Annotated in this window: 15 protein-coding genes; 2 read left to right on the forward strand and 13 right to left on the reverse strand. The window is 64.0% G+C overall.

Translation table 11 applies throughout. The features are described from left to right. Positions 1-86: 86 nt before the first annotated feature. Complete coding sequence (locus RPF88_RS15465) at positions 87-926, reverse strand: substrate-binding periplasmic protein (RefSeq protein WP_063167599.1); 840 nt, start codon at positions 924-926, stop codon at positions 87-89. 206 nt (positions 927-1132) lie between these two features. Further along, positions 1133-1822 (reverse strand): SDR family NAD(P)-dependent oxidoreductase, encoded by a 690-nt coding sequence (locus tag RPF88_RS15470; RefSeq protein WP_337122667.1) that lies wholly within the window; start codon positions 1820-1822, stop codon positions 1133-1135. A gap of 371 nt (positions 1823-2193) precedes the next feature. Here RPF88_RS15470 and RPF88_RS15475 point away from each other — a divergent pair, with 371 nt between their 5' ends. After that, complete coding sequence (locus RPF88_RS15475) at positions 2194-3309, forward strand: anhydro-N-acetylmuramic acid kinase (protein WP_063170182.1); 1116 nt, start codon at positions 2194-2196, stop codon at positions 3307-3309. Here RPF88_RS15475 and RPF88_RS15480 read toward each other — a convergent pair. The 3 genes from RPF88_RS15480 to RPF88_RS15490 are packed head-to-tail and all read right to left on the reverse strand — an operon-like array spanning position 3306 to position 7071. Beyond that, positions 3306-3728, reverse strand: a complete 423-nt coding sequence (locus RPF88_RS15480; RefSeq protein WP_063167597.1) for a GNAT family N-acetyltransferase — start codon at positions 3726-3728, stop codon at positions 3306-3308. The genes RPF88_RS15475 and RPF88_RS15480 overlap by 4 nt on opposite strands. Then, complete coding sequence (locus RPF88_RS15485; RefSeq protein WP_063167596.1) at positions 3725-5116, reverse strand: sigma-54-dependent transcriptional regulator; 1392 nt, start codon at positions 5114-5116, stop codon at positions 3725-3727. Before RPF88_RS15485 ends, RPF88_RS15480 begins: the two co-directional genes overlap by 4 nt. Next, positions 5113-7071, reverse strand: a complete 1959-nt coding sequence (locus RPF88_RS15490) for a sensor histidine kinase (protein WP_063167595.1) — start codon at positions 7069-7071, stop codon at positions 5113-5115. The genes RPF88_RS15485 and RPF88_RS15490 overlap by 4 nt, the downstream gene beginning before the upstream one ends. A 169-nt stretch (positions 7072-7240) precedes the next feature. Here RPF88_RS15490 and RPF88_RS15495 point away from each other — a divergent pair, with 169 nt between their 5' ends. After that, complete coding sequence (locus RPF88_RS15495; RefSeq protein ID WP_063167594.1) at positions 7241-8569, forward strand: dicarboxylate/amino acid:cation symporter; 1329 nt, start codon at positions 7241-7243, stop codon at positions 8567-8569. 67 nt (positions 8570-8636) lie between these two features. Here RPF88_RS15495 and RPF88_RS15500 read toward each other — a convergent pair whose 3' ends face one another. The 8 genes from RPF88_RS15500 to RPF88_RS15535 all read right to left on the reverse strand — a co-directional run bounded on the left by RPF88_RS15500 (position 8637) and on the right by RPF88_RS15535 (position 15749). Continuing rightward, positions 8637-9665 (reverse strand): ROK family protein, encoded by a 1029-nt coding sequence (locus tag RPF88_RS15500; RefSeq protein ID WP_024502565.1) that lies wholly within the window; start codon positions 9663-9665, stop codon positions 8637-8639. Continuing rightward, entirely contained in the window at positions 9662-10384 is a 723-nt protein-coding gene (locus RPF88_RS15505) for a ribulose-phosphate 3-epimerase (protein ID WP_013532941.1), read from the reverse strand. Before RPF88_RS15505 ends, RPF88_RS15500 begins: the two co-directional genes overlap by 4 nt. Next, positions 10381-11214 carry an alpha/beta fold hydrolase gene (locus RPF88_RS15510; protein WP_063167593.1) on the reverse strand — a complete coding sequence of 278 codons (834 nt, stop codon included), beginning with the start codon at positions 11212-11214 and terminating at the stop codon, positions 10381-10383. Before RPF88_RS15510 ends, RPF88_RS15505 begins: the two co-directional genes overlap by 4 nt. Then, a complete protein-coding gene (locus tag RPF88_RS15515) occupies positions 11214-12032 on the reverse strand; it encodes a sugar phosphate isomerase/epimerase family protein (protein WP_063167592.1) in 819 nt (272 codons plus the stop codon). The genes RPF88_RS15510 and RPF88_RS15515 overlap by 1 nt, the downstream gene beginning before the upstream one ends. Beyond that, positions 12032-13108, reverse strand: coding sequence for a Gfo/Idh/MocA family protein (locus RPF88_RS15520; protein WP_063167591.1), 1077 nt, complete (start codon positions 13106-13108; stop codon positions 12032-12034). Before RPF88_RS15520 ends, RPF88_RS15515 begins: the two co-directional genes overlap by 1 nt. A gap of 11 nt (positions 13109-13119) precedes the next feature. Next, positions 13120-13941, reverse strand: a complete 822-nt coding sequence (locus RPF88_RS15525; protein ID WP_063167590.1) for a sugar phosphate isomerase/epimerase family protein — start codon at positions 13939-13941, stop codon at positions 13120-13122. 63 nt (positions 13942-14004) lie between these two features. Continuing rightward, the gene (locus RPF88_RS15530) at positions 14005-14847 is read right to left on the reverse strand and encodes a carbohydrate ABC transporter permease (protein WP_013532946.1); all 843 of its coding nucleotides are present in this window, start codon (positions 14845-14847) and stop codon (positions 14005-14007) included. 5 nt (positions 14848-14852) lie between these two features. After that, the gene (locus RPF88_RS15535; protein ID WP_337122668.1) at positions 14853-15749 is read right to left on the reverse strand and encodes a carbohydrate ABC transporter permease; all 897 of its coding nucleotides are present in this window, start codon (positions 15747-15749) and stop codon (positions 14853-14855) included. Between the last annotated feature and the right edge of the window lie 47 nt (positions 15750-15796).

The following is a 15796-nucleotide window of genomic DNA, read 5'->3' on the forward strand; positions in this document are numbered from 1 at the left end:
CGTCGTCACCGGCGATCGCAAGATACGCCTTGCCGCGAGACGCCAATCGAAAGGCAGGGGTCCGGCTACGTCGGAGATGGCCATTGTCAGGCTTTGCTCCCCAGGCGATAGCGGGCGATGATCTCGTCCGTGTTGAGAATCTGCTGACCCCGCGCGAGGTCGAGATACAGATCGACAAAGGCCGCGAGATGCGGATTGTCCGGCCGCACGCCGACTGCGATCGTATCGACCTTGTCGGTCAGCGTGATGGAGCGCGCTACGACTGTCATCGACGGATCGTCGACCATCAGCTTCTTGATCTCGAAATCATCGCGATAGGCCATGTCGATCGTCCCGTTTCGGATCGCATCGATGATCAGGTCCCAGCTTGCCAAGCGATGGATTTGCGCATGTGGGAAAGTCGTGGCCGCATAAGTGGCGAAGGAAGAGCCCTCGATCACGCCGAGATCACCTGAGAAATCACGGACAATCTGTTCTGGCGGCTTGCCTTGCGCGATACGCGCCAGGTTGAGGCGGTTGGCGATCAGCCCTTGCCGCAGCATGGCGTAGGGGCGGGAATAGATGATCGACCGGCCGCGCTGAAGCGTCCTGCTGAGCTTGCCAATCGCCATGTCGGCCTGTCCGGAACTGACCTGTCTGACGATATCGTCGAACGTTGCGGCGGATCGGTCGAACACCGGCTCGACCCCAAGCGCCGCGGCGATGCCGTGGGCCAGTTCCATGTCTATGCCATTGTCCCCCGATCCGTCGGCCGGGAAGAACGGATTGGAAGCGAAGGCCGGCATTGCGATGCGCAAGGCATCGCCGCTCGCGATCGGCGTTGGGGCGTTCTCCGCCTGCTGTCCTGGAGTGTTGGCCGCCCGGGCTTGCGAGATCAGCAACCCGCCGCTCCCGGCCGCAAGCAGTGTACGACGTGTAACCGGCATACGCGTTCTCAATTAGACCGGGAAAGCCAGCAAGATGCACAACCGACGTTAAACAAACGTATATATTACACTGCGCTTTTTTATGTATTGGATAAGCAGCTCAGCGCCACAAAATATTAGTATCACCTAATGTAAAAGGAATGGCGGAAGGATCGCGTTACTTCCCGCCAGGCGATTAGTTGGCCCCTAGGCGATCAGCTGCACTGTCAAAACGTCTCTGCCCAGGGCCGCAGCTCAAGCTCCGAGCTCCAGGCGCTGCGATGCTGGCGATGGGTTGTAAGATAGGCCTCGGCGATGGCGTCCGGCGATAGACGGCGGTCCGGCCGGCCGGGATCGGCCACCTGTCCGGCCGGCTCGATCTGGCCGTCGATGATGAAGTGGGCGACGTGGATGTTCTGCGGAGCGAGCTCGCGGGCCATGGACTGCGCCAGGCCGCGCAGGCCGAATTTCGGCATGGCGAAGCCGGCTGAGCCGGGAAATCCCTTCACACTGGCGGTGGCGCCGGTGAACAGGATCGATCCGGAACCCCGCCCAAGCAGCCGGCGCGCCGCCTGCTGGCCGACCAGGAAGCCGCCATAGGCGCCGACCAGCAATGCCTGTTTGACCGCTTCGGCATCGAGCTCGGCGATCGGTCCGCGGGTGCGCGCGCTGGCGTTGAACACTGCAAGCGCCAGCGGGCCGGCCTTGTCTGCAGTGTCGAACAGGCTGGCGACGGACGCGACGTCGGCAACATCCGTCTCGACGGCCAGCGCACCGGTTTCGTCGGTCAGAGCGCTGAGCTTCTCGAAATTGCGGGCGGCCAGAACCACGCGAAAGCCTTCCTGGGTGAGAAGGCGCGCAAGCGAGGCGCTCAGACCAGCGCCGGCGCCTGCAATGACGGCCACATCGGATGCCATGATTTTTCACTCCTTGCGGATTTCGGCGGAAGCGTTCGCCAGATCAGGCAAGGTCGCGCCTTCGGGGCTGACAGGCAAGAGGTGGCATCTCGGCGGTTGTTGAGCCAGACGGCTGCAGAACCAACGTTGCGCGGTCCAGCATCGCCTGTGGCGCTACGAAGGCCGCTCGGCCTTCAGCACCGAGACCGCCGCTTCGACAGTGGCAAGGCTTGGACCTTGCCCGCCAACCGGATTCATCCGACCGATATTTTGACGGTAGAATCGTCAGGCTTCGCAAAGCTATCGGCGATCTCATCGATGGGGACTGGAGCATGGTCCCGAAAAGTGGGAAACGGTTTTCGGAAAAGATCATGCTCAACGAGGAAACGACTATGGAACCAATCTGGGCCGTCGGCCTGATGACCGGCACGGTGCTGGACGGCAACATCGACGTCGCGCTGATCAAGACCGATGGCGAACGCATCGAGGATTTCGGCACCTACCGGCTGATGCCCTATCCCGCGTCGATCCGCTCGCTGCTGGAAGAGACGCTGACGGAGGCGCGGGGGTGGAGTTTCGTTGGGCCGGAGCCGGCGATCTTCCGCACCGCGGAGGATGCCCTGACACGCGCGCAATCGGCGGCCGTCAAGGAGTTGGTCGAAGGCTATGGCATGACGATGGCCGATATCGGCATCGTCGGTTTTCACGGCCAGACCGTTCTGCATCGTGCGCCGCAGGTTGGACGGCTGGGCCAGACCCGGCAGCTCGGCGACGGTGAGCTGATGCATGCCATACTGGGCACCAAGGTCGCATACGATTTCCGCTCGGCCGACATGCGCGCCGGGGGGCAAGGCGCGCCGCTGGCCGCGGTCTATCACACCGCGCTGATGCGCAGCGCCGGTGCCAATGGCGAGGTCGCCGTACTCAATCTCGGCGGCGTCGCCAACATCACCTGGTGGGACGGCGCTGACAATGTCGTCGCCTTCGACACCGGCCCCGCCAACGCGCCGCTCAACGATTTCATCAAGTCGAAGGGGCTCGGCGAGATGGACCGCGACGGCGCGCTTGGCTGGGCGGGAACGGTCGACGAGGCCCGGCTCGCCAAGCTGCTGCAGCACCCTTATCTGAGCAAAGCCTACCCGAAATCGCTGGACCGTTTCGACTTCGGTGCCGCGATGGCGGACGGCCTGAATGCAGAGGATGGTGCGGCCTTGCTCACCGCGTTCACCGCCGGCGCCGTCGGCAAGGCACTCGACCTCTTGCCGCACCGGCCGAAGAAACTGGTGGTCAGCGGCGGAGGTCGCCATAATCCGACCATGATGGCGATGCTGGCCAGCCGCGCCGGCGTCGAGGTGGTGCAGGCCGAGAGCCTGGGCTGGAGCGGCGACGCGGTGGAGGCGGAATGCTTTGCCTTCCTCGCGGTTCGCGTGCTGCGCGGCCTGCCGATCAGTTTTCCGAGCACGACCGGCGCACCGCGGCCGATGCAGGGCGGAAAACTCGCCGGTTAAGCCAGTTTCTTCTGCAGGAAGATGCGGCTGCGGCCGACGGGGAAGTCGGCAAGTGTTCCAAAGGGCTGATAACCCTGGCGCTGATAGACCTTGGCGGCATTCGGATTGAAGGTGTCGATCCAGGCGTTTTGACAGCCGCGCGCCACCGCTTCATGTTCGGCCGCGTCCAGCATCTTGCCGGCCATGTGCTGGCCACGCAGCCGCTCATCCACCCAGAGCCATTGCACATAAAGCCATCCCCAGGCGGTGTAGCCGGAAATGCCGGCGACGACCGCGCCGGCGTCGTCGCGCACGAACACCGCAAGCGCATGCCTTTCGGACGCGCCGACATCGCCGTCGTTGAACGCCGTCAGCCTTTCGCTGAGAAAAGTGAGGTCTTGCGGCGAGGGATTTGCCGTCGTTTGCAGTGTCGTGTTCATCGCTTTTCCGAGATGGGTTGCGTATCGGCATCGCCGCCATTGCGAAATTCGGACGCGGCAATGCCGTAGCGCTTGAGCTTGTCATAAAAGGTCTTACGCGGCACGCCGAGCACGTCGATGGCGGCGCGCACGTCGCCGCCATGGTCGCGTAGCGCATCGCGGATCAGTTGCGCCTCATAGTGGCCGACCCGTTCGGGCAATGCTGCCGCAGGCTCCGGCGAATGCGCGCGAACCGTTTTCATCTCCTCGTCCGGGCCGAGACCGAGCGCGACGCGATCGGCGAAATGGGCGAGCTCGCGCACATTGCCCGGCCAGTCATGCGACTGGAGATGATCGCTGACGGCTGCATTCACTTTGGCGACAGGCCGGCCAAACCGTTCGGCCGCCTTGCCGAGGAAATGCCCGAACAGCATCGGGATATCGCCGCGGCGTTCACGTAGCGGCGGAATGCGCAGCGTCACCACGTTGAGGCGAAAATACAGATCCTCGCGAAAATCGCCGCGCTGGTCCGGCCGCCCAAGATCGACCTTGGTCGCTGCGACGACCCTGAGATCGATGCGCCGTATCTCGTTCGAGCCAAGCGGCGTGAGGCTGCGCGTTTCGAGCACGCGCAGCAGCTTGACCTGGAGCGCAGGCGGCATGGATTCGATCTCGTCGAGAAACAGCGTGCCGCCGCTCGAATGCTCGATGCTGCCAATCCGCCGCCGCTGCGCGCCGGTGAACGCGCCAGCCTCGTGGCCGAACAACTCGCTCTCTATGACCGTCTCCGGCAGAGCGCCGCAATTCAGCGCGACGAAGGGTTTTGCGCGCCGCCGCCCCCATCGGTGCAGGAGGTCCGCCACCACTTCCTTGCCGGTTCCCGTTTCTCCCTCGACCAGCACATCGACATCCATGTCGGCGATCTGGCGCAAGGTCTCGCGCAACCGCTTGATGGCAGGCGCCTCGCCGATCAGCGGCAGGCCGTCGGCGGCCAATGCCGCGGCTTCGCGCAGCCGCCGGTTTTCCATCACCAGCCGCCGCTTCTCACTCGCCCGTTTCAGCGCCTCGACAAGGCGTTCTCCGGCATAGGGTTTCGGAATGAAATCGTAAACGCCGTCCTTGAGCGCGGCCACAGCGAGATCGACGTCGCCATGCCCGGTAACCAGGATCACCGGTATATCCGCGTCGATCGCTTTGATGCGATCGAACAGCTGCAGACCATTCATGCCTGGCATGCGGATATCGCTGACGACGACGCCCTCGAAATTCCTGTCGACGACGGCAAGTGCTGCCTCGGCGGCGTCGAGTGCGACCACCGTGAAGCCGGCAAGCTCGAGCAATTGCGTGGTGGCGTGAAGGAGGTCCGCATCGTCGTCGACGAGCGCGACCAGCCCTGATCCGTCTGTCATTCAATTCGCCTCAAATCGATGGTGAAGGATGCGCCGCTGCCATTGCCGGGATCGAGCCGCAGCGTGCCGCCCAATTCCTGGGCGATCTCCTGCGAGATCACCAGCCCCAGGCCAAGCCCCTTCTCCTTGGTGGTCTGGAACGGCATGAACAGATTGCCGGCCGCCTCCGGACCAAGGCCGGGTCCATTGTCGCGCACCGAAATCAGCACTCGATCACCGCGCTCGGCGAGTTCGATCTCGATGCGCGGATCGGGCTGGTCCTTCATCGCGTCCAATGCATTTTGCAAAAGATTGACCAGGATCTGCTCCAGCCGGATGCGGCTCGCCATGACCACCGGCGAGGCATTGCCGCGCGGCCTGACGATGGTGACGCCGGAATCGCGTATGCGGCCTGACAGCAGCGACAGCGCGCCGTCGATCGCCTCGCGCACCGGCAGCGGCGAAGCGGCGACGCCCGGCCGGCGGGCGAAAGTGCGCAAGGTGCCGGTGATCGCGCCGATGCGTTCGGTCATCGAAACGATCGATGTCAGATTGCCGCTGGCCGATCCGGTCTTGCCGCTGTCCAGAAAACGACCTGCATTCTCCGCATAGGTGCGGATGGCGGCGACCGGCTGGTTGATCTCATGCGCCACGCCGGCGGCGATCTGGCCGAGGATGGAAAGCCGGTTGGCCTGGGCGAGATCGTCGCGCAGTCGGCGGACCTTGGCTTCGGCATTCTCGCGCTCGGCGATTTCGCCGGCAAGTGCGGTGTTGGAGCGCGTCAGCTCGGCCGTTCGCGTGCTGACCCGGCTTTCGAGCTCGGCATTCATGCGCGCCAGCGCTTCCTGCCGCAGCCTGCGCGTTCGCCGGCGCCGGGTCAGCACGTAGGCAATCAAGCCTAGAAGCAGCAAGCCCAGGAGCGTGGTCAGGCGCGCCGTATTGGCGGCCGAGGAGAGAGCAGCGTCGGCGGGCGTCAGCAGCCACAGACGCCAGCCTGGGACTGCACCGGGCAAATCCTGCACCACCTCGACGAACTGGCGTGGTTTTCCGGCGTTGTCGATCGTCGCCAGGCCATCGCCGGCGCCGCGTCTGAACGGCAGCGGCTCGAAGGCAGCATCGGCCAATTGCAGTTGCTCATGGGCGGCGGCCACGTCCTCGGCCGACAGTGGTGCCAGCGCACGAAACCGCCAGTCGGGCTGGCTGGTGGCCAGCACGACGCCTCGTTCATCGGTGACAAAGACAAGGAAACCGCTGGAACGCCAATTTGCCTCGACGCCGTCGAGCTCGACCTTCAACACCGCAACGCCAAGCGGCTTGCCGTTATCGTCGACGCGGCTCGAAAGGTAGAGTCCCGGCCGTCCGCTGATCGTGCCGAGGCCATATTGGCTGGCAGCACCTTTCGCCATCGCCTCCTGAAAATAGTGCCGGAAATTATAGTCGATGCCGACAAAGCTGGTCGGTTCGCCGGCATTGCTGGCTGATATGGCGATGCCTGCCGTATCGATGACATAGATGGCGGAGGCCGAGGCATCGCCGGCAATCGCCTTGAGCTTGTCGTTGAGGGCCGCTTCTTGCATCTTCCCGGCCCGGCGCAGCGCGCCCCGCACAGCATCGTCGCGGGCCAGCACCAAGGGAACCAGGCGCTGCTTTTCGATTTCGCCGGTCAGCGTTCCCGCCGCCAGCGGCAGAGCGGCAAGTGCTGTGTCGCGCAGATTGTCGGCCGCCTGGCCGGAGGCGATGCGCCCGGCGATGGCGATCGCGCCAGCCAGGACGGCAAGGGCTGCGACCACGGCAAGCCAGCGGCCGTCGCGCAGCCGGGCCACCGCCTCGCGCAGCAACTCACGGCCGGCAAACCCTTGGGATTCGCTATCGGTGCCTGCCTGCGGCGTCTGCCCTCTCCCTTTTCTTCGCGGCTTTCCGGTCAGTGTAATGCGAAAATCCGCCCAGGCAAACGCCACTTGTGCGGAAATCCGCACAAGTATTGTCCGCGCGACCTCTGACAAAGGCGGAAATCCGCGATTCCGGCCTTTCCCCGATCTGGCACGACGCTTGCAAAACTGTTTTCAGCGGCGTGCGACCGGAGCGCCGCGATGGGAGAAGTCACGCAGGCGATCCGTTTTCGCCCATCCGGCCAGGGAGAGTTCGATGCACATCGCAGACCAATCAGGCGCGCTTGCCGCGCAGCGCAAACCTTTCTATGCCCAACTCTACGTGCAGGTGCTCGTCGCGATCACCGTCGGCATCCTGCTCGGCCATTTCTATCCGTCGGTCGGCGAGAGCATGAAGCCGCTCGGCGACGCCTTCATCAAGCTGGTCAAGATGATCATCGCCCCGGTCATCTTCCTGACCGTGACAACGGGCATTGCCGGCATGAGCGACCTGCAGAAGGTCGGGCGTGTTGCCGGCAAGGCGATGCTCTATTTCCTCACCTTTTCGACGTTGGCGCTGATCATCGGCCTTGTCGTCGCCAATGTCGTGCAGCCGGGCGCCGGCTTCAACATCGACCCGGCGACGCTCGACGCCTCGACCGTCAACACCTACGCCGCCAAGGCGCACGATCAGTCGGTCACCGGGTTCCTGATGAACATCATCCCGTCGACCATCGTCGGCGCCTTCGCCGACGGCGACATCCTGCAGGTGCTGTTCTTCTCGGTGCTGTTCGGCATCGCGCTGGCGCTGGTCGGCGACAAGGGCATGCCCGTGCTCAACTTCCTGCAGGCACTGACGACGCCGATCTTCAAGCTGGTCAGCGTGCTGATGAAGGCCGCCCCCATCGGTGCCTTCGGCGCCATGGCCTTCACCATCGGCAAATACGGCATCGGCGCGGTCATCAATCTCGCCATGCTGGTCGGCACCTTTTACGTGACGTCGTTCCTGTTCGTGTTCATCGTGCTGGGTGCGGTCTGCCGCTACAACGGCTTCTCCATCCTGTCGCTGATCCGCTACATCAAGGAAGAGCTGCTTTTGGTGCTGGGCACCTCCTCGTCGGAGGCCGCCCTGCCCTCGCTGATGGAAAAGATGGAGAAGGCCGGCGCCAAGCGCTCGGTGGTCGGCCTGGTCATCCCGACCGGCTATTCCTTCAACCTCGACGGCACCAACATCTACATGACCTTGGCGGCGCTGTTCATCGCACAGGCGACCAACATCCACCTGTCGATGGGTGACCAGATCCTGCTGCTGCTGGTGGCCATGCTCTCGTCCAAGGGTGCCGCCGGCATCACCGGAGCGGGCTTCATCACCCTTGCCGCCACGCTGTCGGTGGTTCCGGCGGTGCCGGTCGCCGGTATGGCGCTGATCCTCGGCGTCGACCGCTTCATGTCGGAATGCCGGGCGCTGACCAACTTCGTTGGCAATGCCGTCGCCACGCTGGTGGTGGCGCGCTGGGAAGGCGAACTCGACGAGGCCAAGCTGGCGAGGGCGCTGGCGGGCACGGCTGATGACAGCCTGCCGGCGGATGTCGTCCCCGCCGAGTAACCACGTGTGGCTTATGCGTAAAAGGCCGGAGGCATGCTGCCTGCGGCCTTTGTCATGCAGTCGCACGTCAGACGGTGCCGATCTTGCTCAGTGGTGTGTCCGGATATGTGCTTGGGCCGACAGGCATGCGGGCTGCCAAAGTGCCCTCGTCGTCGAACAGCACAAGGCTGGCGGCGCCGACGAGCCCGGCATGGCGGCCGAGCTGTGCTGGAACGACCGGTACGTCGCGATAGGCGCGCATGGCCCGCTGCCTGATGGTTGCCTCGATGGTCGGCGCCATCAGGTCGAGCCCATTGGCGATGCCGCCGCCGACGACCAGCACATCGGGCGAATAGAGATGTAACAGGTTGGTGAAGCCGACGCCCAGCCAGCGGGCTTCCTCGTCCAGCAAGGCCGAGGCAAGATCGTCGCGCAGCCGTGCCGCCTCGACGACATGGCGGCCGGTCACCTCCGCATCCGCTGACAGGCGCCGCAAGGCCGAGCCGTCGCCGGCGGCCGTGGCGGCGGTGGCGCGGCGGCCGAGCGCGGTTCCCGAAGCGATGGCCTCGAAGCAGCCGATAACGCCGCACACGCAACGCTCGCCCTCATTGGTGATGGTCATGTGACCGATCTCGGCGGCAAGGCCACGGCGGCCATGCAGGATGCGCCCATCGACGACGACACCGCCGCCGATGCCGGTCGACACCGTGACAAAGACCAGCGAGCGAGCGCCATGGCCGGCGCCGAAGCGCCATTCGCCGAGCGCCGCGGCATTGGCGTCGTTCTCCAGACGGACCGGCAGGCCGAGCCGCCGCTCGAGGATGTCGGCAAGCGGCACATCCAGCCAGCCGGTGAGTGTCGGCGGGCCGACGGCGATGCCGGCCAGCGGATCAAGCGGTCCCGGCGCACCGACACCGACGCCGACGACCGACAGTGCCGGGGCTTCGGCATGGACGGTCGCCGCCAGCGCCTCGATCTGGCCGATCACCACGTCTGGACCGGCCTGCGCCTGCGTCGGCACCGCTGCGAATGCCAGGATCTTGCCCTCACGGTCGACCAGGGCGGCGCGAAGCTCCGTCCCGCCAAGATCGATCGCAAGGGCGGCTTCCGTTGTCATGCCGCGACCTTCAAGCCGTGCAGCCAGCCGATGCGGCCGGCGAGGTCCTTGTCACCGAAGGCGAGCGAACCGAGAACCACGGTTTCGGCCCCGGCGGCACGCAGCAACGGCACGGTCTCGTGGCGGATGCCGCCGTCGGCCGCCAGAACCACTTGCGCCTCGCGGCCGGCCTTTCTCAGGATGGCGCGGGTAGCGCCCAGCCTGTCGCAGGCCTTGTCCGACAGGCTCTGTCCCTTGACGCCGATTGCGGTTCCAAGAAGCGTTACGAAGGCGACTTCCGGGACGAAGGCCGTCACCGCTTCCACAGGCGTCTCCAGCCTGAGCACGACGCCCGCCTCGGCGCCGAGCTCCCGCGCCAGCCGCACGGCGCGCAATCCCGCTTCGCCATTCTCGGCATGGACGCTGATCATGTCGGCGCCGGCTTCGATGAACTGGCGCGTCTGCGCCTCGACGATTGCTTCATCGACCATCAGGTGGACATGGATGGGCTTGGCCGTCAGCCCGGCGATGCGGGCAACGAGGTCGGGGAAGAACAGGAAGGACGGGGCGAAATGACCGTCCGCCACATCGATATGATGAAGATCGACATAGGGTTCGATGCGCTTCAAGTCGTTCTCGAAATTGGCAAGATTGGCAGACCAGAGCGAGAATTCGGCGATCATGCGATCGCGTGGCAGTTCGGCGATGGCGGCCGGGCCGGAGAGAGATTTCGAGATCATGATTGGTCCTGCTTGTCAAAATTTGTGTTGAGAAAGCTGCCGATGGCGGCGCGGATTTCGGCGAAATGGCGCTCCTTGTCGGTGGCCTTCGGCGTCACCTCGACAAAGGCGGCATTGGGGATGGTGTCTGCAAGGCTGCGCGCGGTGGCCAGCGGATGGACGAGATCGATGCCGCTGCCGATGACGAGTGTCGGGAGCGCGAGGCCGGCGGCCGCTGCCCGCGTCACGCCGGGCCCATCGTTTGCGATCGCTCGCATCACCTCGGCGAAAACATTCGCATTGGCGCGCGCGAAAAAGCCGAGCAGGGAAGCAAGATTGTCCGGCGCCTCGATGCGAAAGCGAGCCGCCGTGGCGGAGGCCGCAAACGCATCGCGCGCGTCATCCAGCGGACGGCCGCGGATGAGCTCCGCCACTTCCACGTAAGGGCGCATGTTTTGCGATGCCGCGTCGAAAGCCCAGGCAGGGCGAACAAGCACGAGACCTGTGACCCTATCCGGGTGCCGGGCCGCAAGCCGCAAGGCGATTGCCGCGCCCATCGAGATGCCGCCGGCGACGAAACGGTCGAGGCCGGCGGCATCGGCGGCAGCCAACACGTCGTCGGCGAACATCTCGATCGAAAAAGGACGCTTGCTGCCGGCGCCGGAGCCGCCCTGAGCGCGACATTCGACGGTCAGTCGGCGGTATGAAGGACCATCGGGAAAGTTCTGCGCTACTTGTGCCGCATCACCGCCGAGGCCGTGCTGGAAGACGACGGGAGGCCTGCCCTGCCCCGTGTCGAAGACACGAAGCGATGCATCGTCGCGAAGCAGGATCGCCGGCGCGGCGCCCATCAGAGGAGTCCCCGCAGAAAGGCTGCGACGCCGGGGGCTTCATCGGCGGACAGCCCGTGGGTGACGAGCGATCCGTCGAAGCCCGCTGCCTTCAGCCGTGAAACAAAATGCGGAAAATCGACGATGCCTTGTCCGGCGGTGGCAAAGCGGCCGTCACCAGAGCGATCCTTGGCGTGCGCCATGGCGATATGGCCGGCAGCCTCGTCGATCGCGGCGGCGACGATGGCGCGCGCTTCGTGTGGCGTCGCGTGCTCGAACAGGTTCGCCGGATCGAGCACGATCTTCAGATGCTTCGATCCCATTTCGGCGATCAGCCTGGTCGCGTCCCTGGCCGAGGTAACGATGTTGGCCTGCTCGGGCTCGATGCCGAGATCGACGCCGGCGTCTTCGGCAAGCGCCAGCGCTTTCTCCATCTCGGCGGCCATGTCGGACCAAGCGGCCGGCGTGCTATTGTCGGGATGATACGCCCATTGATCGGCGGCATTGCGCGAGCCGGTGCAGAGCGTGACCAGCGGAATACCGAGGGCCGCCGCCGCCTCGATGACGACGGCAAGACGGCGAAGACCATCGTCGCGCACAGCCTTGTCGGGATGCGCCATGTTGTAGGTGCCCGACAGCGCGGCCAGCGAAACGCCTGACGATCGCACTGCGGCACGGACGGAAGCGATGGCATCTGCCGGCACGACATCCGGCATCGACGGCAGGCCGGCGCAGGCGAGATTGAACTGCGTCGTCTCATAGCCAGCCTGCTTAACCGCCGTCAGCACGGCAGCCGGCTCTGTGCCGGCAAATGTCTTGGCGAAAATGCCGAGACGCATCAGACCGCTCCCGAAACCGAGGCGAGTTCGACCCGTTCACCTGTCTCGACCGAACGCGCGATGGCGACCATGGCGCGGATCGAGGCGATACCGTCCTCGACATTGGCGCCGCGCATCGGCGTGCCGTTCAGGACTGTATCCGCTAGGCCTTCCAGTTGGCGGCGGAAGAAGTGGCCGTCGGCGCCGAGCGGCTTGTGGGCGGTGGCGGTCTTCTCGTGAAATATCTCGACCTCGCTGGCGCGGAAGTACCAGGGGTTGAAGGTTTTCGCGATGACGGAGCCGTTCTCGCCATAGAGCTGAAAACCTTCGTGCCAGTCCATGCGCACGGCAACGGTCAGGTCGAGATGCCCGAGCGCGCCGCTGGCGAACTCGGTCTCGACGAACCAGCAATAGGCGCCGAATTTCTCATTGAGGCGGGCGCGCACGGCAACGATATCGCCGCACAGGAAACGCGCCGTATCGACGAGATGCGAGCCGTGCGCCAGCATGAAATATTGCCTGAGATCAGCCTTGGGATTGCCGGTCGGCTTCTTCGCCAGCTTGCTGGTGACCGGCAGCGGCTGAATGGCATCGGTGTTGGTGTAGCGATGGGTGGAATCGCAGTACCAGGCCTTCAGCGCCAGCACCTCGCCGATCTCGTCGCGGACGAAGTCGTGCGCGGCCTCCAGCGCCGGGTCGAAGCGCTTCATATGCCCGACCTGCAGCACCTTGCCCGAGCGCCTGACCGCCTGGGCCAGCGCCTCGCCTTCCTCCACCGAGGTGCCGATCGGCTTTTCGCACAGGACATGCTTTCCCGCATCGAGCGCCTTGATCGACATCGGCACGTGATAGGCGTCCGACGTGGCGACGATCACCGCTTCCAGTTCGGGATCGGCGAGCATGGCGTCGTAGTCGGCATACATCTTTTGCGGCTCGTAGGTGGCGCCCATGCGGGCGAGCAGATCGGGTGCCGCGTCGCAGATGGCGTAGAGGTCGGCATTCCCAGCCTTCACGCAGGATTGCAGATGCGCGAACTGCGCGATGGGGCCGCAGCCGAGCACACCGACCCTGAGGCGTCTGTCCTGTTTCTTGATCATCGTCTCGTTCTTCAGGCGCCCAAGCTGCGCATTGTCTGGCGGTTGGTTTTTACCGCGCCGGCGGGATCGGCGGCGGCCGTTTCGGATTCCTCCTCCAGCACCAGCCAGCCGTTGAAGCGCGGTGCGGTGTTGGCGATCTCGATCACCGCCGGCGTGTCGCAGACGCCCTTGCCGAGCATGGCCCAGCTGCCGTTGGCATCGACGTCCTTGAGGTGGATGTAGCGGATGCGGTCGCGGTAGGTGCGCAGCGTATCGGACATGTCCTTGTGGCCGCGCAGTATATGGCCGGTATCCGGTACCCAGCCGACCAGGTCGGGGTCGAGCAAGGCAAAGATCGCGTCGTAATCGGCGCGGTCGAACAGCAGCGTGTTGTGGTGCGAGCTGGGATGCACCGCGACCTGAACACCGTCCCTGCGGCCAAGCTCGCCGGCCTGGTTGTAGACCTCGGCCGCGATGGCGAACTTCTCGTCGCGCGGGCCGTCGGACACCACCGTGGCCGAGCCCATCGACACCAGCGCATTCGGGAAGGCGGCGGCGAAATCGATCCAGCGTTTGGCGGTTTCGAGGTCGGCGCCGATCTCCTCCTTCGACGTAAAACCGCTGTGCGAGCCAAAGGCGAAGGAAACCAGCGTCAGCCCCCACGCCTTCAGCGCGGCGGCGAACTCCTCCGGCTTGTTGCCATAATGTCCGATCATGGTGTCGGTGATCTCGATGCCGGCATAGCCACCGTCAGAGATCGCCCTCAGCAGATCGTCGGGGCCGCCGGTGAACCGGTCTCCCAGCATTTCCCAGGTGAAGGTCTGGCAGCCGACTTTGAGGTCTTTCACGTTCATCCTTTCAATCCTTGATACCGCTTATTGATTGATGCCACCCTGCGTCGCCGTGGGATGAACATCCTACTTGACCGAGCCCGCGGTCATGCCGGCGAGGAAGTATCTCTGGGCAACGAGGTAGATGAGCAAGAGCGGTAGCGAGCCGAGCACGCTCATCGCCATCATCTGGTTCCATTCGAAGGCATGCTGCCCCATCAACAGCTGGATGCCGATCGGGACCGTGCGCATGGACGTCGACTTCGTCAGCGTCAGCGCAAAGAGAAATTCGTTCCAGCACAACAGGAAGGTGTAGACCGACGTCGCCACGATACCCGGCAGTGAAATCGGGACAATCACCCGCCAAAGCGCGGTCCAGCTGCTGCCGCCGTCGACAGCCACGGCTTCATCGAGATCGCGGGGCAAGGTGTTCAGATATCCCGTCATCAGCAGGATCGCGTAGGGCAGCGTAAACACCAGGTAGGTCAGGATCAGTGCGACATAGGTGTCGAAGATACCGTATGAGACGACAAGCCCGAAGAAGGGGATCAAAAGTGTGATCGGCGGAATCGTCTGCGTGCTGATGATGATTGTGTTCAGGCTGCCCTTGCCGCGGAAATTGAAGCGGCTGAACCCGTAGGCCGCCAGCAAGGCGATCAGCACCGTCAGCACGGTCACCGCTCCCGCCACGAAATAGCTGTTGAAGAAGAAGCGCAGCTTTACCGGGTCGCCAAGGATGGCTGCATACGCTTCCAGCGTGAACGCCTTTGGCAGGATGGTTGGCGGCAGGGCAAAGATTTCGGTATTCGATTTGAACGAGCTGCTCAGCATCCAGTAGATCGGGAATGCCGCGAAAAAGAGCCCTGCTGCAAGCGCTACATGGAGCGCCACGGTGATCAGCCTGTCTTTCGGCGTGTGCCTTTTCCTCATGGTGATTACCGAGCCTTTTGATAGCGAATATAGAACAGCGTCAGGCCGAGAGAGATCAGCAGGATGACCACGGCGCTGGCCGAAGCCTGCGACAGGTTGTAGCTCGAAAATGCCAGCTTGTACGTGTAGGTGCTGAGGACCTCGGTCGAGTAGATCGGGCCACCGCCCGTCGTTATCCAGATTAGCGGGAAGACCTGCATGGTCCAGATGAAGTCGAGCAGCGAGATGCTGATGATGATCGGCATCAGCTGCGGAATGGTGATGAAGATCAGCTTCTGGTAGGCTTTCGCCCCGTCGATATCGGCGGCCTCGTAGAAATCCTTGGGAATGCCCTGCAAACCCGCGAGCAAACTGACCATGAAGAGCGGGTAGCCCGCCCAGATATTGGCAAAAGTGACTGCATGCAGCGCGGTCTCAGGCGAGGAAAACCATTCGACCTTGGAACCGATGATGCCGATTTGCATGAGAATACTGTTCACGACACCGTTCGGCTCAAGCAGGAGGCGCCAGATCACGGCGATGATCACCGCGGTGAACAGCCAGGGCAGTATGTAGAGCACACGCAGAATATTGCGCAGCGTCGGATTGATGCGGTCGCTGTTCAGCATGAGCGCGAAGACCATGCCGATGGTCATGTGGAAAATGACACTCATGCATGTGAAGTAGAGCGTGTGCCACAGCGAAGCCCAGAACACGGGGTCGTCGAAGATCGCCTGGTAGTGCTTCAGTCCGGCAAAGGATGGGTCACGACGCAGCACCGCGCTGTTCTGGAACGAGTAGGCAATCACCGTCACCATCGGCAGCAGCATCAGGAGCCCGATTATGAGCAGCGCGGGCGACAGATAGAGGTAGGGTGCGACCGCTCGTTTGAGCTTGTGGTGGGAGCGCTTTTGCCGGGTCATGTGCCAACCTTGGGATACGCCTTCAAGGGAAGGTAAGCTTTCGAAAA

It is taken from the genome of Mesorhizobium sp. ISC11, from assembly GCF_037162595.1.
GTDB lineage: Bacteria > Pseudomonadota > Alphaproteobacteria > Rhizobiales > Rhizobiaceae > Mesorhizobium > Mesorhizobium ciceri.